Source organism: Legionella tunisiensis (genome assembly GCF_000308315.1).
GTDB lineage: Bacteria > Pseudomonadota > Gammaproteobacteria > Legionellales > Legionellaceae > Tatlockia > Tatlockia tunisiensis.
In genome coordinates this window covers 1-3,821 of record NZ_CALJ01000335.1, presented here as the reverse complement: position 1 = coordinate 3,821, position 3,821 = coordinate 1, and the positions used below count along the sequence as shown (strand labels likewise).

The window sequence follows — 3,821 nt, the reverse complement described above, 5'->3', positions numbered from 1 at the left end:
AACCATACTTTCGCAGGCCTCTACATATCGCTCAAGTAAAGTTTTATAGAGCTCATTTGGATTTAATTTAAAAAAGAGCAAATCCAATTTCTTGCAGAATTAAAAGATTGATCTTCCAGATCTAAGATAGGATCAATCTCTTCCCGCTTAAGTAGGTATCCAACTGGATTTAATCCTGCAGTCCTATTCATAACTGACACTTTATTTTATTAACTATATATTTATAAAGTTTAGCCAATTATCGAAATATTTATTGAAGTATTAACCACGTAAGCTTAGATTCAACTCATTTAACAACTCCTGTATTAAAACAGTAGGAAGTTTACTAACTTATTCTGTCTTTTTTATATACAAAAGTTGCACTAATCAGTTGAATCTAAGACACATGATTCACTAAATCGGAATACAATTAATCAGCCCGATACCTATCTCCAAAATTACTTGAATAAAGAATCCATTGTAAGTTGTACATCTACGGCATCGAAATAGTATTTGTCTTTCTTTACACCATATGTAGTAATCATTGTTGTGAATAAAGTATTTCTCGTTTTTGTTTTCTCTTTAAAACAACTTTTCTTTTTCTAAGCATTTGTGCGTAGGGTTTGCTAATACTATATTCATCATCATAGAACTTTATCTCGCATAAATTTATGCATTTATCAGCTCTGTTAATAAGGAGATCGATTTGAACCCCATCATCACCACTATCTTTTGATGGCAAATAACGCCATCCTGACTTAGCTTCAGCAATCACCGCTATTCCTAACGCCAGCAAAATCTCTCGGTAATGTAAAAAACACAAATTTTCAAATGCATATCCAGCCCAGGTATTATAGCTTTCCGATCCTTTCTTTCTTATCCAGTAATACTCACCAAACTCCCCTTGACCCTCTACCCATTTCAAATAAAAAAGCGTGAATCCGTCAATTAATCGATACCGAGCGTCTTTTTTCTTTTTTCCAAAATCAGGAACTCGATATATAAATCCGCAATTTTCAAGCTCTTCCAATACAAGCACAGCCCCTCCACCAGGACTCATGCTTTTTACTTTATCAAAAATCTCCTTTTGAGTAAGCCCCTGTTTCGTCTGTGCCAAAAAATTTTATGACCTCAATGTGTTTCTGAGGATGGTCATACAGAGAATCAAATAAATTACGGAATTCGGAAAGCAATGGTGCTTGTTTTGTAAAAAATAATTCTGAAATAATTTCGGAAGAGGATTTACCTCTTGGAACTAAATTTAAATAATAGGCTACTCCACCTAGCGCCATATACAGGTCGATTACTTGCTTCCGTTCCAAATGCACACCCATAGATTCTAAATACTGCTCAGTTTGTTTTAAGGTAAAGGGCATAAGATTAATTGGAGCCCGCGTCAGTCTATTATGTAGTCCCCCCTTTGTTCGAGACTATTTTCTTGATCATCCATTCTGCTGCGGAGCCACAGATAATAAGGATAATATTTTTTCTCGACGACATGTATCTATTCCAGAAAAGATCGAGAGCCTCCAGAAAACCTGATTTCCTGGAAGCTAACCATGGCAACTCATCAAAGAAGATAATTACTTTTTTGGCATCGGAGTATTTTTCGACTTCTTTTCGTAGAATATATAGTGCATCATCCCAATCTTTCGGAGGAGGTATACGCGCCCCTCTTAAAAAGGTATCTGAATAGACGGCAGAAAATTTTTAGTTGCGAGGATTTGGTAGCACCTTTAATTCCTGTCAACTCAAAATAAATCTCATTATTTTTGAAAAATTCTCGAACTAAATACGTCTTTCCGACTCGCCTTCTTCCATAGATTGCAAGAAATTCCGATTTTTACTTTCGAAAACGTCAGTTAAGAGTGAGAGTTCTTCTTCCCTACCAACAATAGTCATGTTTCACTCCACACTTACCACTCTCAGCGAATATAATAGATATCTCGCATAAAGACCTATTTTTATATGGATTATGCGGTATATAGCCATATATATCGCATAATATTATTATAAAAGAGAGTTTATGCGATATATAACCTATATAAAGCATAATATATGTAATTGCTTTTGTAAAAATTGAGTAAACAACCCCTAAGTTACTCACTTCACTCCTCACTTATAACTTTCAGCGAATTATAATAGATATCTCGCATAAAGACCTATTTTTATATCGATTATGCGGTATATATAATTATATATCCCTTTAATTTTACCAATTTTTTATTAAACAAATAAATCTTCAATAGTATTCTGCATTTCTTCTTGGCTCGGCTTTGCATATCGAAAAATTTCTTTAATAGAAACATTGCGATTTATATAATACCAACTCCAATTTCCACAATTATTACATCTCACCTCTAGGCCGAGCTCAACTGCTTTTTTTCGATCAATCTATTGAAAGCATTTTCTCTATGCAAAGGATTTTTAATGGCATCGTGAATTTTATTTTGAAATTCCTGATATTGTGCACTTCGTGTAATTGGTCTTTGTGAAATTTTATTAAGTAATTTAATAACTCCTATATGAGCTATTGAATTAACTCCAATAAACCCACCAAGAGTCTGAATAATTTGTTGTGTTGCGCGTCCTGCATCAGAAATGACCGCTTGAATGTTATTCTGATTTAACCAAGTGTTGACTGCAGTAGTACAGTCCTTCAAATCCCAGGATTCTGATAAGTATTGAAATTGTGGGAAAAATACAATTCCTTCGGTGGTAGAAAGATAGTTTTTTGTAGGACTTCCGTGCATTTTCTCTTAACTGGGGTGGTCAGATCTATTAGACCACGTCACTGTTGCAACGGAGCCTCTTTTGTTGCTAAGGTTAATTACATACAGTTAAAAAACTAAAGTAATAAGGCTCTAAAGCCGTGTCGCATTTAGCAGGAAATGCCAATACTACTACAACAACTGCTGATTGTGTAAATTCGAACCAATTCAGGATTTTTTGAGTTAAGTTATGCCGAAAATTGTATATAAGTTTCTCTTAGGTCATAGTCAAGATATTTGTTTTTTATGGAAAGTTAAAATCACTTGGTATAAAAGTCGATAATTATATAATTGATGGCCAAGATACTTACCTTAATACGAAAGGCACTCCATTTGTAGCAACCTTAGATGAAGAAATTAATTCATTGGGGGAAGTGGGTGTTTATAAGCTTTACTTACATAATAGGCAAATAGCTCAAACAAGGATGCAAAAAGAATTTGACCATGAAATGGCGACGATGTCTTTCGATTTAGATGTTTTGCAATTGGGACCCCAAAGAACGGTTTTAAGTGGAAAATCATCGCTATTTTCTGGTAACGACTATTGTGCATCACCAAATGAACATCTAGTCTTTAATCATAATGGAACCCGAAAAATTTATCGATCGCAGTTACTTCCATCACAAACATTAGATACTGAATATCAATGGTTAAGAGCCATTAATTACACGTTGGGTATAAATTATAAATTTCCATTGGATCCAGGCAAATGGATGATTTTTTAGTTGTTCAGAGCATATTGACAGATTATGGATAAAAATTAGAAATGCTGTTGAAATTGGTGATTTATGGGAGGCGAAAGTTTCGTGTTGCAAGTCTGATCAAACAAGTGATCACGCCTTATTAGTCTACTGTCCTAATAGTAAAGATTTGGACTCTGTTGGTGAGGTGTATCAAAAACTTCTTCTTTTAGGAATTATTAACTCAAATGAAGTCATTAAATATAAAACAGATGCGCAAACAATACAGGGAATCTATGGAAGCAATGCCTATATCTATACCTCCGAAAATTTTACGGATCTATCCATAAAATTGTGTAAATAGCCTTGGTTAAATTATAATCGGCCTTTA

At 34.2% G+C, this 3,821-nt stretch carries 5 protein-coding genes; 2 read left to right on the top strand and 3 right to left on the bottom strand.

Annotation, left to right across the window (positions count from 1 at the left end; translation table 11 throughout):
• Positions 1-520: 520 nt before the first annotated feature.
• From BN58_RS29375 to BN58_RS20490, 3 genes are all read right to left on the bottom strand, one after another.
• A complete protein-coding gene (locus BN58_RS29375) occupies positions 521-1,096 on the bottom strand; it encodes a hypothetical protein (RefSeq protein ID WP_156812674.1) in 576 nt (191 codons plus the stop codon).
• A complete protein-coding gene (locus BN58_RS29370; protein ID WP_026069649.1) occupies positions 1,053-1,355 on the bottom strand; it encodes an ATP-binding protein in 303 nt (100 codons plus the stop codon). The genes BN58_RS29375 and BN58_RS29370 overlap by 44 nt, the downstream gene beginning before the upstream one ends.
• Positions 1,356-2,339: 984 nt before the next feature.
• Positions 2,340-2,732 carry a hypothetical protein gene (locus tag BN58_RS20490; RefSeq protein ID WP_019218446.1) on the bottom strand — a complete coding sequence of 131 codons (393 nt, stop codon included), beginning with the start codon at positions 2,730-2,732 and terminating at the stop codon, positions 2,340-2,342.
• A 392-nt stretch (positions 2,733-3,124) separates the two neighbouring features.
• Here BN58_RS20490 and BN58_RS20485 point away from each other — a divergent pair, with 392 nt between their 5' ends.
• Positions 3,125-3,475 carry a hypothetical protein gene (locus tag BN58_RS20485; RefSeq protein WP_232220897.1) on the top strand — a complete coding sequence of 117 codons (351 nt, stop codon included), beginning with the start codon at positions 3,125-3,127 and terminating at the stop codon, positions 3,473-3,475.
• Between the two features lie 13 nt (positions 3,476-3,488).
• Positions 3,489-3,794, top strand: a complete 306-nt coding sequence (locus BN58_RS38190; protein ID WP_156812675.1) for a putative phosphothreonine lyase domain-containing protein — start codon at positions 3,489-3,491, stop codon at positions 3,792-3,794.
• The last annotated feature ends 27 nt before the right edge of the window (positions 3,795-3,821 follow it).